Source organism: Mucilaginibacter antarcticus, from assembly GCF_042686155.1.
Classification (GTDB): domain Bacteria; phylum Bacteroidota; class Bacteroidia; order Sphingobacteriales; family Sphingobacteriaceae; genus Mucilaginibacter; species Mucilaginibacter antarcticus.
On sequence record NZ_JBHUON010000004.1, the window covers coordinates 106,648 to 127,447 of the forward strand.

At 44.7% G+C, this 20,800-nt stretch carries 16 protein-coding genes; 12 read left to right on the top strand and 4 right to left on the bottom strand.

Annotated elements, in window-relative coordinates; genetic code table 11:
- Positions 1–89: 89 nt before the first annotated feature.
- On the bottom strand, positions 90–2,978 hold the full coding sequence (locus tag ACFSYC_RS05315; RefSeq protein WP_377124291.1) for a glycoside hydrolase family 38 N-terminal domain-containing protein: 2,889 nt from the start codon (positions 2,976–2,978) through the stop codon (positions 90–92).
- Between the two features lie 234 nt (positions 2,979–3,212).
- Here ACFSYC_RS05315 and ACFSYC_RS05320 point away from each other — a divergent pair, with 234 nt between their 5' ends.
- Both ACFSYC_RS05320 and ACFSYC_RS05325 read left to right on the top strand, forming a co-directional pair.
- Positions 3,213–3,362, top strand: coding sequence for a hypothetical protein (locus ACFSYC_RS05320; protein ID WP_377124293.1), 150 nt, complete (start codon positions 3,213–3,215; stop codon positions 3,360–3,362).
- Positions 3,363–3,374: 12 nt separating this feature from the next.
- Positions 3,375–3,665 carry a hypothetical protein gene (locus ACFSYC_RS05325; protein WP_377124295.1) on the top strand — a complete coding sequence of 97 codons (291 nt, stop codon included), beginning with the start codon at positions 3,375–3,377 and terminating at the stop codon, positions 3,663–3,665.
- 64 nt (positions 3,666–3,729) lie between these two features.
- Here ACFSYC_RS05325 and ACFSYC_RS05330 read toward each other — a convergent pair whose 3' ends face one another.
- The gene (locus tag ACFSYC_RS05330; RefSeq protein WP_377124297.1) at positions 3,730–4,002 is read right to left on the bottom strand and encodes a hypothetical protein; all 273 of its coding nucleotides are present in this window, start codon (positions 4,000–4,002) and stop codon (positions 3,730–3,732) included.
- Between the two features lie 170 nt (positions 4,003–4,172).
- Here ACFSYC_RS05330 and ACFSYC_RS05335 point away from each other — a divergent pair, with 170 nt between their 5' ends.
- From ACFSYC_RS05335 to ACFSYC_RS05360, 6 genes are all read left to right on the top strand, one after another.
- Positions 4,173–5,372 carry a hypothetical protein gene (locus tag ACFSYC_RS05335; protein WP_377124299.1) on the top strand — a complete coding sequence of 400 codons (1,200 nt, stop codon included), beginning with the start codon at positions 4,173–4,175 and terminating at the stop codon, positions 5,370–5,372.
- Positions 5,373–5,378: 6 nt separating this feature from the next.
- Positions 5,379–7,022, top strand: coding sequence for a hypothetical protein (locus ACFSYC_RS05340; RefSeq protein WP_377124301.1), 1,644 nt, complete (start codon positions 5,379–5,381; stop codon positions 7,020–7,022).
- A 384-nt stretch (positions 7,023–7,406) separates the two neighbouring features.
- A complete protein-coding gene (locus tag ACFSYC_RS05345; protein WP_377124303.1) occupies positions 7,407–8,024 on the top strand; it encodes a DUF1349 domain-containing protein in 618 nt (205 codons plus the stop codon).
- Positions 8,025–8,367: 343 nt separating this feature from the next.
- On the top strand, positions 8,368–10,320 hold the full coding sequence (locus tag ACFSYC_RS05350) for a TonB-dependent receptor plug domain-containing protein (RefSeq protein WP_377124305.1): 1,953 nt from the start codon (positions 8,368–8,370) through the stop codon (positions 10,318–10,320).
- Positions 10,320–10,895 carry a YfiR family protein gene (locus ACFSYC_RS05355; protein ID WP_377124307.1) on the top strand — a complete coding sequence of 192 codons (576 nt, stop codon included), beginning with the start codon at positions 10,320–10,322 and terminating at the stop codon, positions 10,893–10,895. The genes ACFSYC_RS05350 and ACFSYC_RS05355 overlap by 1 nt, the downstream gene beginning before the upstream one ends.
- Positions 10,896–10,897: 2 nt before the next feature.
- Positions 10,898–12,655: an ATP-binding protein gene (locus tag ACFSYC_RS05360; protein WP_377124308.1), complete on the top strand. Its 1,758-nt coding sequence runs from the start codon at positions 10,898–10,900 to the stop codon at positions 12,653–12,655.
- 134 nt (positions 12,656–12,789) lie between these two features.
- Here the strand turns inward: ACFSYC_RS05360 and ACFSYC_RS05365 are convergent, their stop codons facing one another.
- Positions 12,790–13,971: a glycoside hydrolase family 172 protein gene (locus tag ACFSYC_RS05365; RefSeq protein ID WP_377124310.1), complete on the bottom strand. Its 1,182-nt coding sequence runs from the start codon at positions 13,969–13,971 to the stop codon at positions 12,790–12,792.
- Positions 13,972–14,192: 221 nt separating this feature from the next.
- Between ACFSYC_RS05365 and ACFSYC_RS05370 the strand changes: the two genes are divergently transcribed.
- Both ACFSYC_RS05370 and ACFSYC_RS05375 read left to right on the top strand, forming a co-directional pair.
- Positions 14,193–15,650: an arylsulfatase B gene (locus ACFSYC_RS05370; protein ID WP_377124312.1), complete on the top strand. Its 1,458-nt coding sequence runs from the start codon at positions 14,193–14,195 to the stop codon at positions 15,648–15,650.
- Between the two features lie 43 nt (positions 15,651–15,693).
- Positions 15,694–16,521, top strand: coding sequence for an SGNH/GDSL hydrolase family protein (locus ACFSYC_RS05375; RefSeq protein WP_377124314.1), 828 nt, complete (start codon positions 15,694–15,696; stop codon positions 16,519–16,521).
- On the opposite strand, the gene ACFSYC_RS05380 is transcribed toward ACFSYC_RS05375, so the two are convergent.
- Positions 16,518–18,080, bottom strand: a complete 1,563-nt coding sequence (locus ACFSYC_RS05380) for a glycoside hydrolase (RefSeq protein ID WP_377124316.1) — start codon at positions 18,078–18,080, stop codon at positions 16,518–16,520. The genes ACFSYC_RS05375 and ACFSYC_RS05380 overlap by 4 nt on opposite strands.
- 184 nt (positions 18,081–18,264) lie before the next feature.
- On the opposite strand from ACFSYC_RS05380, the gene ACFSYC_RS05385 reads away from it, so the two are divergent.
- The gene (locus tag ACFSYC_RS05385) at positions 18,265–18,708 is read left to right on the top strand and encodes a DUF4395 domain-containing protein (protein ID WP_377124318.1); all 444 of its coding nucleotides are present in this window, start codon (positions 18,265–18,267) and stop codon (positions 18,706–18,708) included.
- 65 nt (positions 18,709–18,773) lie between these two features.
- On the top strand, positions 18,774–20,789 hold the full coding sequence (locus ACFSYC_RS05390) for a beta-L-arabinofuranosidase domain-containing protein (protein WP_377124320.1): 2,016 nt from the start codon (positions 18,774–18,776) through the stop codon (positions 20,787–20,789).
- Positions 20,790–20,800 lie beyond the last annotated feature (11 nt).

Consider the following 20,800-nt stretch of genomic DNA (forward strand, 5'->3'; position numbering starts at 1 on the left):
TCCCACGCACACCCCTGTCATTTCGAACGAAATGACAGGGGTGTTTAATCCTATGAGGACGAGGTTATTCTGCTAATCCTGTTAACCCCCTACTGCTCTACCCTTAACGTCATAATCCCTTTGCCGGGTAAAACAAAATTGCTATTGAGCTGGGTTTTCTTATCCTCGGTCAAATTGCTTTCCCACAATTTTAAGGCAGACACGCCTTGCGGGCTCATGTTAACACGGCTGTTGTCTGCACCAGCGTTTACCAGTTGAACGATTACGCCGTTACCGTCGTCGGCTGGTTTTATAGATTCAACATATATGTTGAAGCCGTCAACTTTGAAAAACAGCTTATCTGCGTCTGTAGATGCAGCACCGGCAATTAAGGGCTGATGGTTGTTTAAGCCAATCTGGTTGGCCTTAAAACTGTCGTAACCACTGTCATGCGCCTGCAGGTAATAATGAAACGTTGCCACGCCATCCTGATCAGCCTTGAAATTGGTGTGCCACAAATTATTCATTACCCACGAGTAAATTTGCGACGATTGCGGCGTATAACTTGTCCAAAGTGGCGACAGGCGCAGGCTACCTAATAAACCACCCGTTGTTATTTTACCTATCTCAAACAAAGGCGCATCCGGGCTTGACCATGTGACTCCGAAATTAGCATTTGATACATCAACCCAGCGCTGCATGGTATACCAGTTGTGGTTAGCGTTAGGCAACTGGTCAGACTCGGCCGTTATACTACCCCATGGAATACTATAACGCACCTGTGCGCCGGGTACTTTAAACGGAAAACTAAAATGCACGCTCTCTTTTCTGCGAATGGCTTTTTTGTCGATAGTGTTAATGATCTCTACCCTGTCTATACCATTAATCAATCGTATTTCGCGAGTTAACCCGTTGGTGCCTGGGGCTGCCGATTTAACTAACAGACTGCTAACTACCGGCCCATTTTCTTTTATGCTGATGCTTGCCGCACCGCTACTCTGTATTTTGGCTAACGAGTCGCCCGGCATGTAGGTATATTTATTGAAACCAATGGTATCAACCACGGTAAGGCTGCGGCCATTGGCCGTCTTGGTTATTTTGGTAATATCACCCGATTTATTATCAACATCAACGGTGTAAATGCCGTTAGTTAAACTACCGCTGACAAACTTTGACAAACCTTTACCAGACCCTTTTCCGGCCGCCACCTCATAGGTTTTCTTTCCAAAAGCAGGCACATCTGCAGCTACAAAAACAAGCTCACCAGTGCTTAAACGTTGCGACGGAACAGTTTTACCTGATGCGTCTTTTACCATATCACCGGCTTTGCTTAACGCAGCAGAAACATACACCACATCCGTGCGTGGCCATGACAGTGTATTATAAACATCAACCGCATTTATTTTTACCGCCGCTGATGATAAGACCTGGCTTGTTAAAGTGTCGGTAAGTCCTTTTGCATGTAAAACGTAGCCTTTCTTCATATTCCACTGGCTAATTACTTTTGGATCTTCGGGCGCGCTAACGCTGTTGAATGCGCCCCAAGTGTGCTCGTTGTATAATAACAGATTCTTCCAGACGTCGTTAAACTTATCCACCGGGAAAGCAGGCTTGCCTTTAATGGCCCAAAGGGCTTCGGCTTGTTTTATTCGGTCGGATGTTGTGCGGCTTAAAGCAGTTTCTTTAGCGCCTGATGATACGCCATCCGTCCAGTACTCTGTATAGTCGCCCCTGTAACTTGGTATCACATTTTTGTATGATGTTTCAAAATCGTCAAAGAATTGTTTAGTTGACGTAACAATCATTTTTGGCGACACATAGCGATCGTTCCAGGCCTTTACTGCATCAGGCAACTCCGGGTCTATCGGCGCGTTGTCACTCATGGCCCAGGTCAGTATCGTCATGTTATAGGGGAAAGCCTTTTCTTCCAGTCCGCCTAAATATTCAAATAGGTATGGGTTCAGAAAATTCTCTGTCGGCTTGCCTGTGTAAAACGGCTTAGGGTCCTCAATAGTAAAAAAGTTAGGGATCTTGGTGCCCTTTAAAGCGTAACCAATAGAGTAAGGCTGGCATTGCCAAAACAGCAATTTCTGCTTGCCCGACGGTGACAACCAGTAAAACGGCTTATCCTGCCATTGCGCCAGTTTGCCTATCCTGTCCGAAGCATTGGGACCGGATAAAAAGTATTTGATACCTGTCTGCTCGCTTTGTGCAGCTAAACCCCACGAAGCACCGGGTACATCGCCCTGAAACATGGTGTGTATTTCAATGCCCTGCTGTTTGGCCAGCTTCTGCCCTTCGGCAAACATCTTCATTAATTGGCGGGAGTCGGTGAGGCTGGTGTTAGTATTTCCGTAAGCGCCATCAAGGCTTATCCAGCCTTTTTTAACGGCATCCCAAAAGCGTTGTTTTTTAGCAGCGTCGGCTTGTTGCAGGTAATTTTCAACCACCCATATGGCTTCGGTCGTCCATTTAAACTGTGCCTCCTTAGGGTAACCAACCGTCTTCTTGGCCAATTCTATCGACTCATCAATATTTTCCATATGCAGCTTTAAAACTTTTGCTTGCACATTGGTATACCCAATATCCACGTGCGAGTGTGGTAACACGTATACCTTCCAATCCGGACGGGCGGGGCTTACAATACAGGTAGCTGTATAGGTTTGTCCATTGGCATTTACTTCTACCTTAGCTTGGGTGTTAATTTTTATAGGTGCGCCGGGTAAGGATATTTCAAAGCTCTCTAAACCGGCATTATCAGCCGGGATGTTTATTTTCTCTATTTGGCCGTTAAAGTTTACGGTGCCCGTGAGGCCATTAAAACTTTTGCCGTCTTTAAATACTATGCGCAGTATACGGCGGTTGCCATCAGTAGCTTTTACATAAGCTACAGTAGGTTGTAAAACAATAGCGCCAAAATTTGAATTTTTATCTTGTGCATATGTATGTACATAATTTAACAAGCAAATGAAGCATAAAATAGCAAAGTGTTTCTTCATGATGTTTAGTTTTTATTGCGCGGGGCTAAGCGACCGGGCCTTGGATATTTTTCATAGGTTTATAGTTATAAAAGTAGTGGTAAAATTTTAAAGATCAACATTTACAGCGCCTTTTTATATGCTGTGGCCATTTATTGCATTTGATTACCTAACGGTTGTATATACCTGTTAATTTGTTCCTTTTGTAAACTTTTACAATGAACAACTGTTTACTATTTACAATCACTTTAAATCATGACTACTACCCTGACGAGGATATCGTCGACAATTGTTACAAAGGTGCAGGCTGAGCGCCTGCATAAAAACGCTCAAGAAAACGATACTGCAGAACCAAAAACAAGCAACGCACCAAAAGGCCATTGTCATTATATTTATAAAGCCTAAAAAATAACAACCATGAATGAGATCGTTACGCTTGCAGTGCCAGCCGTGCGGACTTTAACTGCCGACGTTATCCGCCTGCTTAAAACAGAAATTGGCGACCAGGGTACAGTTGCCGCCCTGGATAACCATGTTTTGATCAGTTTTAATCAGCCTGATTTCGAGCTGCGTATGGGTAATATCCTGCAGCAAATATACCGGGTTGTCGAACAACACTTTCCAGTCCGCAATGAGCATGTAAACATTATCATGCGCGATACAAACTCAACGTACGAAAACGTTTTTAAGATCTGGAAATCAGCTTAATGTAACTTTATAACAAAAAAGGGGATACGTGTAAAACGTATCCCCTTTTTTCTTGTGCTTATTGTTACCCCACATGGTCGGCAACAGCATTAGCCGCGCTTTTAGACAGATTAGCTTTTTCGCTTATAAAACTAGCCGCCAAGTCTTTAAAAGTGGAGCCAAAGCTTTTAGCCAGCTTATCCACCTCTTTACTAACCGAGTCTGATATCTTGTCGCGGGTGCTGTTTCCGTTATCAGTTAAATATAGATAAGCAATGGCAGCTGCTGCTGCTGCCCCGGTAATGCCTAATGCAATTAAGGCCACGTTGTTATTTCTTTTTTCAAATGGATTTTTCATAGTAGTATGTTTTATAGTCTAACATCCTCAATCCGTTTTAGTTTATTTATTTATCAGTTTTCGCTATTCCGATAGCCATTAAAACCATTTGCTCAATATCGGGCGTTGAGTGTTAGCTATGGAATACGTATATTAGTAGTCGTCACTTTCCTAACTATTTGATACCAATAATGAGTACCATCACCTTAACGCAAAATCAAATTTCTAAGCAAACGCAAGTAGGCACTACCGTTAGCCAGTCGCTGCCCTTTTACATTTACGCGGTAGTATTTGCGTCGTTTGCCATTGTTGTTGGGTTAATATGGGATATATCCTGGCACACCAGCATAGGGCGCGACGGGCTTTTTTCGCCTCCTCACCTGGCTACGTATATTGGTGCTGTAACCTCAGGTATCTTTTCGGGCTATTACGTTTTACGCATCAGCTTTGCAGGTAGTACCGACGAAAAACAACGCTCCATTAATTTCTGGAATATCTTTTACGGATCATTAGGCGCTCTGTTTTGTATTTGGGGAGCCTTTACCATGATCACCTCTGCCCCCTTCGATGATTGGTGGCATAATACCTTTGGGCTTGATGTTCAGATCCTTTCGCCGCCGCATACTGTATTACTATTGGGCATGGTCACCATTCAGTTTGGCGCTATGATCAGCGTAATTGCCCTGCAAAATCTGGAAAATATCCAACATCAATATTCGGCGAAAGCTATTAGCTGGTGCTTTATACTGTCCGCTGGCTTTCTACTGGTGATGCTATTTACGATCGCGTCTGAATATCTGCACCGCCATGATATGCACAACACGCTATTTTACAAGGTGGCGGGCGGATTGTTTCCGCTATTTTTAGTGGCAGTTTCCAAAGCGTCTAACAGCAAATGGGGCGCTACCGGTATGGCCGCCGTTTACACGATTTTTATGGCGATGATGGTGTGGATACTACCCATCTTCCCGGCCGAGCCTAAGCTGGGGCCGGTGTTAAATCACATTACCAATTACCAAAGTTTCCATTTCCCGCTGCTGCTTATCTTCCCGGCTTTGGCTATTGACCTCATCAACCATCGGCTGCAAAACTTAAACAGCGCTGTAAAAGCCTTACTGTTAGGCATAGTGTTTATAGTAGTGTTGGTTACTGTGCAGTGGCCCTTCGGTACGTTTTTAACTACTGACTACGCACGTAATTGGTTCTTTGGCACAACGTCTTGGTATTTTGGAGCTGATCCTGATTACCCTTTTCGTTATGCTTTCCGCCCGGAGAGCGTTGCACATGGTGTTGCCTTGTGGCAAGGCTTGGGTTATGCCATTATGTTCGCCTTTTTATCGTCATGGTTAGGCTTAAGCTGGGGCCGTTGGATGAGATCTGTTAAACGTTAAGCTACAATGAAGAAATTAATACTTTGCTTATTACTGCTATTAGCGGCCTCTACAGGCCGCGCCCATGTTGGCAGCCCCGGCGTTACTTTTGAAGGTAATGCAGGCCCCTATAAACTACTGGTAAACATCACACCACCCGACGTTATACCCGGAACGGCCGCAGTCACTGTCTTTTTAGAGGATGCCTTGCAGGGCGTGCAAATTAGCGCGAAGCCGGTATACTGGTCGGTTGGTGCAGATGGTACGCCACAAGCAGATGCAGCCACGCCCTCCGTAACCCAACCCGGTGCTTATGAAGTAAAGATCTGGTTTATGAGCGTGGGTACCTCAAGTATCGAGGTTATTGTTAATGGCCCCAAAGGCAAAGCCAGCGTAATTGTACCGGTTATGGCGGTGTCTACCGCCAAACGGAGCATGCCTGCGGGTTTGGGCTGGGGTTTGTTTGCTATGGCTGTATTTTTGGTGGTCCTAATGGTTACCATCATCAGCGCCAGCACCGGCGATAGCCAGCTTAGCCCCGGCCAGCAAATGGATAAGCCCTTACGTGTTCGCCGTTTTATTGGGGGCCTTAGCGGCCTGGTGATCTTGATGCTGATACTTTGGGGCGGATGGAGCTGGTGGACAGCTGCTGCCAATAACTATAACCGTTACCTGTATCAGCCTATACAGGCTACAACTAAGGTTGATGCGCAAACAGGTGTATTGACGCTTTCTGTTGACGGCAACCAGTTAGCCAACATCGCGCAAAACTGGCGCATGTCGGTATCGCGTAAGATGAATTACGTGGTGCCGGACCATGGCAAGCTCATGCACCTATTCCTGATCAAGGCGGGCGACCTCGATGTGTTTGCGCACCTGCACCCACGCCGGGTAGACTCGGTTACCTTTGTGGCTAAAGTACCTGATATGCCCGCAGGCAGGTACTTCGTTTATGCTGACATCACCCGCCTGAGTGGCTTTGCAGAAACTATTGTCGATACATTGGTGATTGCCGATAAGGTGTCGACAACGCTTGCTACAACCCTCCTGCCTGACCGTGACGACGCCTACTACATCAGCAACCCTATCAACAGCAAAACAGCTACCCGTACGGGCGCGGCTATCTGTGGCTCGCCGGGTATTGAGACTAAACTGAATGACGGCTCGACCGCCGTGTGGATGCAAAACCCGGGTGACCAGCTGAAAGCCGGCGAGTTGACTCAACTTAGATTTGAGATACTTGGACCCGACCGTAAGCCGGCTTTGCTAGAGCCGTACATGGGCATGATGGCCCACGCCGTTATTTTGAAAGACGATGGCAGCGTGTACATACACCTGCACCCGCCGGGCAGCTTCTCTATGGGCTCGCAAAAAGCGATGTTAGATCGTTTGGCGCAGCATACCGCCTGGGATAAATACCTGCCTTCGTCGACCGCTTTTGCGGATAGCATTAACCGTTTCATGACTAAGCTTGATGCCATGGGCGAGACCGAACGCAATGAGTTGCTTATGGCCGACATGCCACATAAAGCCACCGGGGATACTGGCCACAAAGCCCATCAAATCAGCTTCCCTTATACCTTCCCCCAACCCGGCAAGTACCGTATATGGGTACAGGCCAAACGCAACGGTGTCATTTTGAACAGCGCCTTTGATGCAACGGTTAAATAGTAGTAGGCGGTGCTTGTGTCACGCGCGTGTGTGACACAAATGAAACAGATGAAACAACATTACGACTTAAATAATTGTAAATAAGGCATTTGCAAAAATCGTGTGAAACAAAATGAAACAAGATTTCACCTCAAATACCTGATTTTAAGAACTTTATAAAATATGCGATTTTAAAAGTTGCAACAACTTTTATGTCAGTAGTTTCATACATAATATTAGTATTTAAAGATGATAATCAGATACTTGTAAAATACGGATTTTGGCCTTGAATCGCTGAAAATAACGGCTTAAGCCTACTCCAACTGAGATGAATTGCAGCCACAGCACTCAAATATTAAGCATCAAGCCCGGATTTTATTATGTTTGTTTATCTAATAATATCTCATGAATAATATAAATAAGCCATTAATGGTGCTGTTTCTTACCGTATTTACAACTATCTGTAACGCCCAAACAACGAAAATGAATTGGTTAAATATGCCTAAACAATGGAAAACCGGCAAAAACTCGGTAACCATGACCGTTGAACCTTCGACTGATTTTTGGCGCATTACACATTATGGATTTATACGCGATAGCGGACCGTTTTACTACCGCGAAGTTGCCGGAGATTTTGAGGCTACTGTAAAAATAACGGGCCAATACAAAGAGCTTTTTCACCAGGCGGGTTTGATGATACGTACCGATAACAAAAACTGGATAAAAACCGGGATTGAGTATGTAGACGGTGTTCAAAATGTAAGCGCTGTGGTTACACACAATACTTCCGACTGGAGCGTTGCACCACGTAATGACAGCCCAAAATCAATATGGCTAAACTTATTGCGCAAGGGCGATTTTGTACAAATAAAATATTCGTTTGACGGGGTTAAGTTTGATATGCTGCGCCTGGCTTACTTTCAGCCCAACGTGAAAGTACAAATAGGCATGGTGGCAGCCGCTCCCGGCAAGTTGAAGTTTGATGCTTTATTTGAAAACTTTACTGTTAAACCGGTTAAATAAACACCAGGTCGCTAAACAAGGAAACGCCTTTCAACAGCAATGTCGAAAGGCGTTTCCTTGTTTATATAGATGTATGAGGGAAGCTAAGCCAGAAGCCAAAAACTCGACGCACAGTAAGCACTTGTTACCATAAAGCGGTATTTTCATAAGCACATATATCAGCCTTAACAGGTGTTGTTAGCTTCAGGGTAGTAGTTAAAATAAAAGTTAAGCAATTTGACTGATTTATAATAGGTTTATTATTTTCGCCATACCATATCTATTCAATTTTATCACCACTTAACTTTAAAACTAAGTAAACAATTGTTTGTTAAACTTAAGTTACGTAAGCCGATTCCATAACATGATGCGTTTTTACAAGAGGTTTTTATTATCTGCTGTACTGAGCATGGTAGCGCAGTTACCGCAGGCAATCGCACAAGATTCCAAAAACGTTTACGGTGACAAGCCCGACTTATCTGTTTACAGGGCAAAGAAACTGTCTGTCGAAGAATTGATGGATATAGAAATTACTTCAGTTTCTAAACGCCCGGAAAAGCTGTCAGAAGTAGCATCGGCTATACAGGTTATCACACAGGAAGATATTCGCCGTTCAGGTGCCACTAGCCTACCCGAGGCATTACGGCTGTCGCCTAATTTGCAGGTAGCTCAATACAATGCCTATGCCTGGATAATTAGCGCGCGGGGTTTTAACAACGTTTTTTCTAATAAATTATTGGTGATGATTGATGGCAGGACGGTTTATAGCCCGTTGTTTGCCGGAGTATATTGGGATGCACAAAGTGTAGTGTTAGAGGATGTAGAGCGTATAGAGATAATAAGCGGCCCCGGTGGTACCCTTTGGGGCGCCAACGCAGTTAACGGCGTAATTAACATCATCACCAAGAAAGCTAAAGACACTAAAGGCGTATACGCCTCGGCCGCTATCGGCAAACAATTACATGATCAGTTTACAGCGCGCTACGGCGGCAGTATCGGCTCAAACATAAACTACAGGGTTTACGCTCAACGGGCCGAATATAAGAGCAGTTTAAACGGCCTGTATCAACCAAATACCGATAACTGGTACCTTAACCAGACAGGGTTAAGGCTAGATTATGATGCACAGAAGGCAGACAGATTATCTTTTCAGGGCAATTTACAGTGGGGTACCGAGCGTACCAATCCCGGCCCTAGTAGTTTTGACCACCAGGACGGTATGGCGCAATGGAGCCACACTTTTTCTAATCAGTCTAACCTTCAGGTACAAGCTTATTACGACAGGATGTGGCGACGAGATGTACCGGGCACTATCAATGATCAATTAGAAACTTATGATATTGATCTGCAACATCAGTTTAAGCTAAGCAAAACCCACAATATGGTTTGGGGCGGTGGCTACAGGCATATGATTGATAACTCGCAAAATACTACCACGTTTGTGGGCTTTGTTCCTGCAGTACGTACGCTGCATTTATTCAGTGCTTTTTTGCAAGACGAGATACAAATTGTGCCAGACCGGTTTAGACTAACGTTGGGTACCAAATTAATGCATAATGATTACACCAGGTTTGAACTGCAGCCCAGCGCCCGCTTTGCGTGGACACCAGGCAATGAACAAACTGTTTGGGCAGCAGTATCTCGTGCGGTACGTACACCCAGCCGGATTGATGTAGATTACCGCATACCAACCTATGATTTGCCACCCACCGTAGCGCACGTTGGCGGAGGGCCAAACTTTGTTTCAGAAAAATTGATTGCCTATGAGTTGGGTTACCGCGTTCAGGCCAACCAAAAGGTATCGCTGTCGCTGGCAGCATTTTATAATACTTATAGTGATCTTTATAGTGTTGAGCCGCAACCAGGCACGAAAGCTTACTACATACAAAATGGCATGGAGGGCAATGGTAGTGGCTTTGAGCTAAGCGGTTTGTACCAGCCTTTTCAAAATTGGAGGCTACGCGGCGGTTATACCCTGTTTAATAAAAACATCCGCGATAAGCCCGGCCATACGTTTGATGCCACCCATACCGGTACAGACCCTAAACACCAGGTGGTAATGCAATCTATCCTTAATTTGCCGGCCAATTTTCAATTTGATGTTGTCGGCAGGTTTATTAGTGGCCGGCCATTGTCTGTAACTGCAAACGTGCCCAATGTAAATGCGTACGCCAATTTTGATGCGCGGCTGGCATGGCAATATAAATACCTTGAGCTTTCTGTAGTAGGGCAAAATATTGCTAATCCAAGCCATGTCGAGTTTGCTGTTAATCGCATTCAACGAAATTTTTACGGAAAGCTAGCCATTAGGTTTTAATGATAAAAGCCCTACATAGCACAGCCAAAATAAAAGGCCTTAAAATACCCAAAGTGGGTATGCTCTTTATTTTGCTGCTTTGCATTACCTGCCAGGCGCTTGGGCAACGCAAACTGCCACTTGAGTACCAGGTTAAGGCCGCTTTCTTGTTTAATTTTACCAAGTTTATTACCTGGCCGACAACCGCTTTTAAATCTGTAGATGCGCCTTTTGTGATTGGCATTATTGGCGACGACCCTTTTGGACCCTACCTGGACGAATTGGTAAAAGACGAAAAAGTTGAGGCACACCCCATCATTGTAAAACGATATACCGACGTAAACGATGTTACCGGCTGTCATTTACTTTTTGTAAATTCTGCACCTGCTATACAAAAGCAAATAATAAGTAACACTGCAACACTAAGCACACTTACCGTAAGCGATGCTATTGGATTTGCCCAACACGGCGGCAACATTTCGTTTTTTAAACAAGACAACAAGGTACGACTGGAAATAAATATTGCCGCGGCAAAGAGTGCCCGGCTTGATATTAGTTCGAAGTTGTTAAATATAGCCAAGCTACATAATAATTAAATATGAGCTATAAAGACATACCTATCCGGCGTAAAATAATGGGTGCCATTATGTTCATCAGCTCCATTTTGCTATTGATAATGTGTGGGGTATATATGCTGTTTGAGTACACCAGCTATAAAAACACTTTAAAGAGCAGTGTATCGTCATTGAGCACTGTAATAGCTAATAATAGTTCGGCTGCGCTTGCTTTTCAAAGCCATGCCGACGCTACCGAAATATTAAGCGCTCTAAAAGCAGACAAGAACGTTGTTGCAGCATGTTTATATAATAGCGATGGTAGTTTATTTGCAAGCTATCCTGCACATGCGCCGGCAGATCTTTTCCCCGCTAAACCAGGCAAAGAAGGTTCCGGGTTTGAAAACGATTATTTTATCGTTTTTCAACCGGTTTATCAAAAAGACACTGTGTTGGGTACGCTGTATTTAAAAACTACCATGTCAGTCATTTATGAGCAAATAACAAACTTCATGATGGTAGCAATTATTATGATAGTGGGGTTATTGCTTATTGCCTATATATTGTCATTACAAGTACAAAAAATTATTTCTGAGCCAATAATGTCGCTTAAAAGCACGGCTACCGTTGTATCTGAAGACAATAATTACACCGTTCGTGCTGTTAAAGCCAGCGATGACGAGTTAGGGGCGCTGACGGATACGTTTAACAAAATGCTTGACCAGATAGAGATACAGAATATCGAGATTAGCGACGCAGCTGCCGAAAATGCAAAATTAGCGGCCATTGTTGAGTCGTCTAGCGACGCCATAATTGGGATGACATTAGATGGCATGATAAATAGCTGGAATGAGGCCGCAGAACGCATGTTTAAATACAAGGCTGATGAAGTAATTGGACATTCCATCATGACGCTTGTGCCGGCAGAGTTGCAGGCAGAACAAAGGGCCATACTATCAGGCTTACGAAACGGCGAGCCTGTATCGCAATTTGAAACCCGGCGTTTAAGCAAAGATCAAAAGCTGCTGGATGTATCCTTGACTATATCGCCGGTTAAAAATTCGCAGGGAAACATCATCGGGTCTTCAAAAATAGCTCGGGATATCAGCGAAAAGAAACGTGAAGAGCAACGTAAAAATGATTTCATAGCAATGGTTAGCCATGAACTTAAAACCCCGCTCACATCGATCAGATCATACATACAGGTACTGCTTGCCAAGGCAAAGACAGAAGACGACAGCTTTAAGTTGAGCGCGCTTACCCGTGCGGATGTGCAATCAAAGAAAATGACCACGATGATCAATGATTTTTTAAACCTTACCCGGTTAGAAGAAGGCAAGATCCAGTTACATAAAGAAGTATTTGAACTGCATCCGCTAATTGCCGAGGTTACGGACGATGCTCAGTTTTTAAATACAGGCCATAAAATCACTTTCGCAGGCTGTATGGGCGTTAAAGTATGTGCCGATAAAGACAAAATTGGCCAGGTTTTAATTAACCTTATTAGCAATGCCGTAAAATACTCGCCCGGTAATGGTTTAGTTACCATTGATTGCATCATCGGCGAAGGCCGTATCAAGATATCTGTTACCGACCAGGGCATTGGCATTAGCCAGGAAGATCAGAAAAAGCTATTTGACCGCTTCTACAGGGTGCAGAACGTAAAGGTTAAAACCGTATCAGGTTTTGGCATAGGCTTGTACCTTGTATCAGAGATACTGCGTTCTCATGACAGCCGGGTAATGGTCGAGAGCGAAGAGGGTAAGGGATCATCGTTTTCATTTTCGTTATCGCTCGAATAACAAGACACCCCCCGGTTTCCCAGAAGGCGTCTATGACCATTTGAAACCGATATCAAGAAATGTTGACAGCGGCAATAACTCTTTAGTATAGGTAGCTGCCTTAATTTTAAAGGCACCGGCCTGCGCAAAAGCCCTTAATTAATTTCCAACTCGTCTTTAGACGGTAGTTTAGGAAACGCGCCATGCGGGCCATTTTGGTACCAGAACGCTACAGATAAAATATCAGAATTTTGCGCCAGGTAGCGACCGCCTGATTTCCAACCCAAATCCTGGATCGTTATTTTCAGGTCTTTATCAAATCTAACCGGGTCTTGAATATGCCAGCGGTACATGCCAAAACGCTGACGTACCTGGTAGTGTCCGTCGCCTTTAATAACCTGCGGCATACCGGCATAGGCAGTAGAGAACTCCTGATAGTTAACTTCTTCTACCCCCGCCGCGTTTTTCTTACGGGTATCAAAATCGTATGATCCGCAAAAATAATCTTCGGTGCCGGTACCAACTATGGTTGCGTAGTCTGTATCGCCATCCATATAAAATTTGATCTCCCCTTCGCCCCACCAGCCATTATTATTTACGGTAAGCCCCATGTAAACACCAACGTATTGGCCCTTGCCCTTAACGCCATCTAATATGGTATAAACAGAATTATCTTTAGGCGTTGATTTACGGAACTGCGCATGAAAATAGCCTTCATCCTCGGGTACTTTGGTCAGCGTATAATCTATTTGATAGTATAAGCTCATCGCACGGTCGTCTATATTTTCCATTGTAACGCGGCATTTTTTGCGGAAAGGCATTTTCCAGTAGCTGTTAAAAGCGCTGCCCGGATTTACTGTTATCGGCAGAGAATTGATTGGCGAATAAGCATTCAGGCCCATCCCGAAGAAAGCACCTACCGGCACTTCGACAGATGGTGTTGTTTCATCATCCCAATAAAAACGCAGAATAGACAAGCGCCAATTTCCGGTCGGTGTCATCCAGATGTGTTGTATAGCGCCCGAGCCGTTAATTTCGGCAATGGTAATGGTTTGCCCGGGTTCAATAATAATGTAAGGGTTAACCTTCCAGCCTATACCCAAATCTCGGGCGGCGCTGGTGGCATTGGCTACGTTGCGTTTGTTTTTATCTTTTACCGGGTCGGCCATGCCGCCTTTACCCTTTTCGCCGGTGAAGTTCTCGGGGCTAATAGAGCGGGTTTTAGCATCTGACAGCCTGGATAATGTGCCTAAATTCATATCCAGGCCATTAAATTGCTGCGCGTAACCATTGAAAGCCAGCATGACAGCCGACAGTACAAAAAGTAACTTTTTCATCGTTTTTAATTAAGATTGATTAATTGGTTTATAATCGTAATACAAAGAAAGCAGCATTTGGTATAAAAACAATAAATATAAATGGCCAACATCATAGCCATCTTTAAGTCGTCCTAGCCGTCCAAATGTTCGCCGATGCTAATCGATTTCTAAATAGATTAATATAACCCTACATTTATGACATTAAAACCTGCCGGACACCACCGGCCTAGCCAAATTGTATGAGAAAAAGGAATAATCGTTTGCTATGTTCAATTATGGTGTTTGCCGCTGCAATAGCAGGGTTACAAACATTCGCCCAAACCAAACCCACCAAAAAACCAAACATCATTATCATACTTGCCGATGATTTAGGTTGGGGCGATGTAGGTTTTCATGGCAGCGAGATAAAAACGCCCAATATTGACGGGCTGGCCAAACAAGGTGTTGTTTTAAACCGTTTTTATACTGCGCCGGTTTGCTCACCTACCCGAGCGGGTCTTTTAACCGGCAGATATCCCAATCGTTTTGGTCTGCGCCAAACCGTAGTACCGCCATGGAGTAGTTTCGGGGTTGATTTAAGTGAGAAATTCCTGCCCGAACTGTTAAAAAATGCAGGTTACCAAAACAGGGCAGCTTTAGGCAAATGGCATTTGGGCCACGCCAAAAAAGACTACCTGCCGCTTAATAAGGGCTTCACCCATTTTTATGGCCATTACAATGGGGCAATAGACTATTTTACCCATGAGCGCGAAGGTGAGCTGGACTGGCACAACGACTGCAACACATCATTTGATAAAGGCTACAGTACCGACCTGGTGACAGACGAGGCGGTAAAATGTATTAAAGATTACGTTAAACAAGCGTCGCCATTTTTACTATACGTTGCTTACAATGCGCCGCATGGCCCGCTACAGGCTAAAAAGTATGATCTGATAGCTTACGGTTACGACGAAACCAAACCCAAATTTGGCAATGGCGTTGCTGTTGATGATGCCATAGGTGGCAGCAACGGCCGGGGGAATACGCCAAGGCAAACCTACTCGGCAATGGTTACTTGTTTAGACAGGGGGATTGGACGAATTTTGGAACAGCTAAAACAACTGCATGTTGACGATAATACAATGGTGCTTTTTTTTAGCGATAACGGCGCAGCGCCGGGTGGCGGCAGCTCTAGCGGCGAGTTACGTGGCAACAAATTCCAGGAATGGGATGGTGGTGTAAGGGCACCAGCTATTGTAAAATGGCCTGCCGTACTAAAGGGCGGCACCCAAATTAACCAGCTAATGGGCTATGTGGATGTAGTGCCAACTTTGTTAAACATTGCAGGCGTAAAAGATGCTGCGCACAAACCTTTTGACGGCCTGGATATGTCGGCAGTATTTTTGGGACAGACAAAGGAGATAAAACGGGAGATTTACCTTGGCTACGGTAGTTTAGTGAGTAACCAATGGAAATTGGTTAAAGCCAATGCCGGCAATGATGCCATGAAACAAACCGAAGACCAGCTATTTGACATTGTGAATGATCCGGCAGAAAAGAGGAACGTTAAAGCCACCCATGCCGATGTCTACCAACAGCTGCTTAAAGTTATACAACCATTTGACGCCATAACCTCTGAGTTTTCCGTACCGCCGTTTGGGCAGGGCCGTAAAGGCTTTAAGGCGCCCAAGAATTGGGTAATAACTGATGAGAAATAGCTGCAACTTGTTTAGGTTCTATACTGACGGAAATTAACCATCTATGAAAAAACTGATTGTATTGCTGCTTACTGCAGTTGTGCTTTTCGCCTTCGCCCCGCAAAAGCAATTAAAGTGGATGGCTATTGGCGACTCGATAACCTACCATAATAATCACCTGGAAAGCACTAAAGGCATCCTGACCAAAGGTTATATGGACCGTGTGGTTGATAAACTACCGTATGTAAAGTTTGCTAACCACGGCTACCCTGGCTGGACAGCGCAAGGCATTGCAGAGAATTTTGATAACCTGCATCTAGAAAAGGCTGATGTATACACCCTCTTTTTAGGCACCAACGACTGGTGGGTGGGCCTGCCTATTGGCACCGGGGACGATTACCGCGACAACACCGGGCCCAAGTCCGTTTACGGGGCGTACCGCGTAATCATTGATAAAATCCGCCAGCAAAACAGCGAGGCCAAAATTGTATTATTAACCCCATTACAGCGTACTGATTTTATTGACATTAACAACGTGCGCAGTATCATTCACGGGTCGTACAAACCCAACCGTCAGGGTGTGGCCTTATCGGCCTATACAGACGCAATTAAAAACATCGCGCAAGCAGAGAAACTGGAGCTGGTTGATCTTTACTACAAAAGCGGTATCACGGTAAAAAACGCTGTGAAATATAAACGCCTGCGCAAGGTGGATAGCTCTTACCAAAACTATGTCTACCCAAAATATATCGACCTGCCGTTTAACCCGGATGAAGACGAATATCCCTACCCTACCGAAGCCATCGACTGGACCTACGACGGCTTACACCCATCAGATAAAGGGCATCAAAAAATTGCCGATATGTTAGTGAAACTAATGAAGAAATACTAGTTAAATACGATAGTAGTTACCGACCGTGGCTGCAGTTCAATAAGCCCTGTAAACTTTTGGTCTGCAGATGGTTTAAGATCATCCGTTACAGACGTGGTATAGCTGCGGTATTTTTTGATGGACTTCAAATTTTTTATAACCGGTGCAATAATGCGGCTTTGCTGCGTATAATTTATCACCACCATTACCAGTTTATCTGTACCGCCGGTAAATGCCGACACCATCACATCCTGCGCTACCTGCGTGGCCGACAGTGCATCGTTACGGGTAGTTAATACGCGTGTCATGCCGGGGCGTATAAAGTGGCTGTAGTTGCCCAGCGTCCAAAGGTTTTTTGTTACCGTAAACTCACCATCGGTATGGTTGGCGTTTGGTTTTAAGGCGATAACGTAATAGCGGGTGTCCCACTCGGCACTGCCGGGTTCCCACACGTTCCATAATTGCCAGGCGGCGGCATTGCCTACGGTTAAATCCTGGTTAATTATCTTGGCTAAAAACAAAGCACAATCTATCTGGCTGCGGCGGCCTTTAGTGCCCTCTTTGTAACCATCGCCTAGCATGGAGTATTCGGACTGCCAATAATCAACCTTATATTTTGCAGCCGTGTCTGCAACAAGCTGGCGTGTGTCGATGATGTTTCTATCGCCATGATCAGTAAAATAGCTATGCCCCGCTACAACGCGGGGCAAGTGTGTTAGCTTGTTTAAGCTATATTTTCCATCACCGGCAAATAGCTCTTGAATTTGCTTCGACGCATGGTTGTTACCACTATACAAAAAGTTAAGCTGCCCTGCTTCGGGAGCTAATATTTGAGTGCTCAGTTTCTTTTTAGTAAGCGATGCATCAACATTATTCATCACTTTATAGATGTCGGCATTGCTCCATGGGCTGCCCTCCTGGCTGGCTTGCCCTGGTTTGTTAGACCAATCCCACTGCGGCTCATTAACCGGGCTCAGGTAATTAAAATGCAGGCCTTCTTTATCAAAGTGTTTTACCACCTCTATCAAAAAATCAGCGTAGGCTTCATATTTATCAGCCTTCAAATTGGCTTTATAGTCTTTATCTGTTTTATAACCCAGTCCATTTTGGGTAAACTGCACCGGCGGGGTGTTAGAAAAAGCTATCAGGTTTTCAACTCCATAATCCTTCGCTTTGCGTACAAACCATTGGTAGCCGGCTTGCTTGCTCCAGTCGTATGTACCATCGGGGTTTAAAAAACATTCTACCCGTTTTCTGAAATCAACTATTCCGCTTTGATCGCCTTGCTCTGCCGTGCCGCCGCCAATGTTAAAGCGCCAGGCTGAAAGACCGATGCCTTTGGGCGTCCCATCTGCTAAAAGCTTTTTGCTGAATAATAGTTCGGCCATTTTTTCGCGTTTTTCCAGCGGCCAGTATTTGCCTATCCCCTCAGAAAACCAACAGCCCGAGGCGCCAAAATTAGCAATGGTTTGGGCCGTTTGTTTGGCATCAATAGTGACAGTAAGCGTTGTGTTATTTTGAGCCTTTACTGTCAATACTGGAAACATAAGTCCGGCTATAACCAAGCAGATTTTTATCATTTTCACAAAGGCAATTTATAAAAAAGGCCCTATATATTTAAGGCGATTGCTAAGGGATATTTGCTTGTTGTTTATATATCTATTCAGACAAATTGCAAAAGCCAACTCTTAAATATTTAGCTCGTTTGTTTAAATTTCCATAGACTTGCAATCAAACAACAACAGCGGTAGTTTGCAGACTTAGATGAGGAATAACCTTGATTGCCCCGTAGATTTTGTAAAAGTTAACGAAAATCGCGTGCGCCTGGTAGCGACTATGGTGCTTACCCTGGCCTTTATTTGCTCTATAACCGCTAATTGGTTAATACCAGCTTTTTTGTTTATTGACTTTGCCTTGCGGGCGTTTAACCTAAACACATATAGTCCATTAGCCATTATTGCAGGCATGATTATTAAACTGTTCGACATAAAAAACAAACCGGTAGACCGCGCGCCTAAACGCTTTGCGGCCTTTATTGGCTTAGGTTTTATGGCGATGATCCTGTTGTCGCTTTTTGGCGGATTTACTACTATCGCAAAGGTATTGCTTATCATTATTATGGTGTTTGCCGCGCTCGAGTCGCTTGCCGGGTTTTGCGCGGGTTGTTACGTATATACTTATTTAAAGCGTTTGGGGTTGACAAAATAGGGCTAAGCTTCAGGAAATTTTAAAAATTCTGACTATGTTTAACTCACAATTTATAACCCGCCCCAATGAAGCCTTTTTATCTGTTAGCAACGCTTGCTATTTTTTCATTAGCGCCTAAAAGCGGCCAAAGTCAAAATTATGTAGAAGCCAAAGCGCCTTTGCGCCAAAACCCATACATAGAGCTGCCAATCGGCGCCATTAAACCCCAAGGTTGGCTGCGCGAAATGTTGATCAAACAGAAAAACGGCGCTACCGGTAACCTTGATAAATTATACCCGCTGGTTATGGGCAACCGCAACGGTTGGCTTGGTGGCGATGGCGATCAGTGGGAACGGGGCCCCTACTGGATTGATGGCTTGCTGCCTTTGGCTTATATTTTACAGGACAAGGATTTAATAGCCAAGGTTAAACCATGGGTAGAGTGGTCTATAAAAAGCCAGACGGCGGATGGTTATTTCGGCCCGTCGAAAGATTATCCGGGCGAACCTGGCATCCAACGTGATAACAGCCGCGACTGGTGGCCTAAAATGGTGATGCTAAAGGTGCTGAAGCAATACTATGACGCTACCGGCGATAAACGCGTTGTTACGCTTTTGACCAACTATTTTAAATACCAGTTAACAGAACTGCCTAAAAACAAACTGGGCCATTGGACCTTTTGGGCTGAGTGGCGCGCCGGAGACAACCTGGCCATAGTTTATTGGTTATACAACATAACCGGCGACAAGTTTTTACTTAACCTGGGCGACTTAATGCACCAGCAAACGTTTGATTTTACCGGCGCCTTTTTAAAGGGCGAAATGCTTAGCCGTGTTGGCACCGCGCATGGTGTAAACCTGGCACAGGGCATAAAAGAACCACTAATTTATTACCAGCAACATCCCGAAGAAAAATATATTGCGGCCATGAAAAAAGGCTTTGCAGACTTGACTAAATATAATGGAATGGCGCATGGCTTGTATGGTGCCGATGAGTCAATGCACGGCAATAACCCTACGCAGGGGTCTGAGCTTTGCACGGCGGTAGAGATGATGTTTTCATTGGAAAGCTCATTAGCCATTACCGGCGATGTTGATTATGCAGATCGACTGGAGAAGATCGCATTTAATGCCCTGCCTGCGCAAGCTTCTGAGGATTACATGACCCGTCAATATTTTCAACAGGCTAACCAAGTGAGCCTAACCCGCGCCACCCATAACTTTAATGTTAACCACGCCGGCACAGATGTGGTTTATGGCTTGCTTTCGGGCTACCCTTGCTGCACTTCAAATATGCACCAGGGCTGGCCCAAGTTTACCCAAAACCTATGGTACGCAACGCCGGATAAAGGTGTAGCGGCATTGATCTACTCTGCCAGCGAGGTAAACATCAAGGTAGCCAACAACATTCCGGTTACTTTTAAAGAAGAAACTAACTATCCGTTTAACGAAAACATAAAATTCACTTTGTCTACAGACAAGAAGATCAAATCTGTTTCTTTCCCGTTTCATCTGCGGGTCCCGGCCTGGTGCCGCAACGCGGTGATAAAGGTTAACGGCCGGCAACTGCAGGAAGCAAAAGGTAATCAAGTGGTAAAAATAAGCCGCGAATGGAAAAGTGGCGACGTGCTTGAGCTGCAACTGCCCATGCATGTTTATAAAAATACCTGGTACGAAAATTCGATCTCGGTTGAGCGTGGTCCATTAGTATACGGGCTTAAAATTGGCGAAGAAACCAAATTGGTTAAAAACGACCGCGACCCTATTGCCTATGGTGCCGAGTACCTTGAAGTGCGGCCTACAACACCATGGAACTATGCGCTGATTGATGCGCGTCGTGCTGAATTTGAGAAAGCATTTACCGTACAAACTAAGGCCGGGTTAAAAGCCTACCCATGGACCGCTGACAATGCGCCCTTGCAATTAACCGTAAAGGCCCGCAAACTGCCAAACTGGAAAATGTATAACGACATGGCCGGCCCGTTACCGTTCAGTGTTACTTATAATGAAGGTACAGGCAAACAGCCCGATGAAGATATTGTGCTATTGCCATACGGCTGCACACGTCTACGGATATCGCAGTTTCCGGTGATAGCAAAGTAAATGTGGGGATT

Bases quoted from the DNA above. Each gene is read 5' to 3' on its own strand.
- ACFSYC_RS05355 (WP_377124307.1), top strand. From the start codon at position 10,320: ATGATAAAAGCCCTACATAGCACAGCCAAAATAAAAGGCCTTAAAATA.
- ACFSYC_RS05350 (WP_377124305.1), top strand. From the start codon at position 8,368: ATGATGCGTTTTTACAAGAGGTTTTTATTATCTGCTGTACTGAGCATG.
- ACFSYC_RS05330 (WP_377124297.1), bottom strand. From the start codon at position 4,002: ATGAAAAATCCATTTGAAAAAAGAAATAACAACGTGGCCTTAATTGCA.
- ACFSYC_RS05385 (WP_377124318.1), top strand. From the start codon at position 18,265: ATGAGGAATAACCTTGATTGCCCCGTAGATTTTGTAAAAGTTAACGAA.
- ACFSYC_RS05380 (WP_377124316.1), bottom strand. From the start codon at position 18,080: ATGATAAAAATCTGCTTGGTTATAGCCGGACTTATGTTTCCAGTATTG.
- ACFSYC_RS05365 (WP_377124310.1), bottom strand. From the start codon at position 13,971: ATGAAAAAGTTACTTTTTGTACTGTCGGCTGTCATGCTGGCTTTCAAT.
- ACFSYC_RS05315 (WP_377124291.1), bottom strand. From the start codon at position 2,978: ATGAAGAAACACTTTGCTATTTTATGCTTCATTTGCTTGTTAAATTAT.
- ACFSYC_RS05360 (WP_377124308.1), top strand. From the start codon at position 10,898: ATGAGCTATAAAGACATACCTATCCGGCGTAAAATAATGGGTGCCATT.
- ACFSYC_RS05370 (WP_377124312.1), top strand. From the start codon at position 14,193: ATGAGAAAAAGGAATAATCGTTTGCTATGTTCAATTATGGTGTTTGCC.
- ACFSYC_RS05335 (WP_377124299.1), top strand. From the start codon at position 4,173: ATGAGTACCATCACCTTAACGCAAAATCAAATTTCTAAGCAAACGCAA.
- ACFSYC_RS05340 (WP_377124301.1), top strand. From the start codon at position 5,379: ATGAAGAAATTAATACTTTGCTTATTACTGCTATTAGCGGCCTCTACA.
- ACFSYC_RS05345 (WP_377124303.1), top strand. From the start codon at position 7,407: ATGAATAATATAAATAAGCCATTAATGGTGCTGTTTCTTACCGTATTT.
- ACFSYC_RS05375 (WP_377124314.1), top strand. From the start codon at position 15,694: ATGAAAAAACTGATTGTATTGCTGCTTACTGCAGTTGTGCTTTTCGCC.
- ACFSYC_RS05320 (WP_377124293.1), top strand. From the start codon at position 3,213: ATGACTACTACCCTGACGAGGATATCGTCGACAATTGTTACAAAGGTG.
- ACFSYC_RS05325 (WP_377124295.1), top strand. From the start codon at position 3,375: ATGAATGAGATCGTTACGCTTGCAGTGCCAGCCGTGCGGACTTTAACT.
- ACFSYC_RS05390 (WP_377124320.1), top strand. From the start codon at position 18,774: ATGAAGCCTTTTTATCTGTTAGCAACGCTTGCTATTTTTTCATTAGCG.